Origin of the sequence: Candidatus Corynebacterium faecigallinarum (assembly GCF_052264515.1) — a bacterium.
GTDB classification, from domain to species: Bacteria; Actinomycetota; Actinomycetes; order Mycobacteriales; family Mycobacteriaceae; genus Corynebacterium; species Corynebacterium faecigallinarum.
In genome coordinates this window covers 1-1,339 of the sequence record NZ_JBQQOC010000072.1, presented here as the reverse complement: position 1 = coordinate 1,339, position 1,339 = coordinate 1, and the positions used below count along the sequence as shown (strand labels likewise).

1 protein-coding gene is annotated in these 1,339 nt (G+C 65.1%); it reads right to left on the bottom strand.

Features of this window, described 5'->3' with window-relative positions:
* Positions 1–1,269: ISL3 family transposase (locus ACTXPP_RS14075; RefSeq protein WP_443342734.1), on the bottom strand; the 1,269-nt coding region annotated here is incomplete at its 3' end.
* Positions 1,270–1,339: the final 70 nt, after the last annotated feature.

Below are 1,339 nucleotides of genomic sequence, written 5' to 3'. Positions count from 1 at the left end.
TGACCGCAAGATGTAGTGGTCCAGGTTCCTGAACCCCAAGGCGATGCCACGAAGATGCTCCAACCGTCCATTGATGGCCTCGACCGGGCCGTTCGACGCGCCGACGTCGAAGAACGCCAGAATGTCATCCCGCCGGCGCCACAACGTCCGACCCAACTGCGCCAACTCCTCGAGTCCCTTCGGTAGTCCCTTGCGCAACGCGTTGATCACCTTGCTCATCAACTTCCGGCCCTCCTGCTTCTTGGGGTGCCCGTACGCGCTGATCAACTCCTGGTAGAACCCCCAGGTCACCTGCAGGGCGACGTAGTCGTCATCGGTGGCCCACAACAACTCCAGGCGTTGTCTCTGCCGCTCAGTGAGGAAATCGGTTCTGGTCAGCAGGGCCCGCCGGTGCTTGTACAGTGGATCGTTCTTCCGCCCGCGCCGGCCGGTCGTTTCGCGCTGCAGGCGTTGCCGACACCCGGTGAGCTTGTCGGCGGCCAGGTGGATGAGGTGGAACGGGTCCATGACTTTCCTCGCCGCGGGTAGGGACTGGTCCACGGCGGTGGCGTAGCCAGTGAACCCATCCATCGTCACGACCTCGACGGCGTCCCGAAAGCCCGGTTCGCGCTCATTCAGCCAGCTCTTCAGCACTTGTGCACTGCGGCCAGGCTGCATGTCGATCAGCCGGGCCGGGCCGGACCCGTCGACCAGCGGGGTCAGATCCACCAGCACCGTGACCATCGAGGACGGCTCCCCGGGCCGGCGGGTGTGCTTCCAGACGTGCTCGTCAACCCCGAGGATCCGCACCCCGGACAGATGGCCCGGATCAGCGTAGACGAGGCTGCGGGCCGCGGTGACGGCAACACTGTTGACCAGCTGCCAGCCCACCCCGAGAGCCTTGGCCGTCGCGGTGACACTCATTCGGTCGACCGCGAGGCGCTGGAGGATCCAGCGGGTGACCCGGTGGGTCATTTTCGCTCCATCGTCGGCGCACGGCAGCGAGGCCTGGAAGATCTTCCGGCTGCAGGTGGGGTTGGTGCACGTGAAGCGGGGAACCCGGACGTGCAGGCGGGTGGGGAACCCCACGACCGGGAGGTCGACGAGGCGGCGTTGGACATGATCTCGTTTTGTCCCTGGGGTGGAGCAGTCCGGGCATGTGTCGGAGATGTCCACTGGGGAGGCGTTGATGATGGTGAGGGCGCCGACGTCAGCGGCGTCGGTGATGGTCAGTCCGATTTCTGCGGTGCGGCAGATGGTGTCGGCGACGAGGTTGCCAGTAGGGTTCACGGTAGGGTCCTGGTTCGGTCAGATGTCAGTGTGGTAACTCTCATCTTGTACCGGCCAGGGCCCCTACATG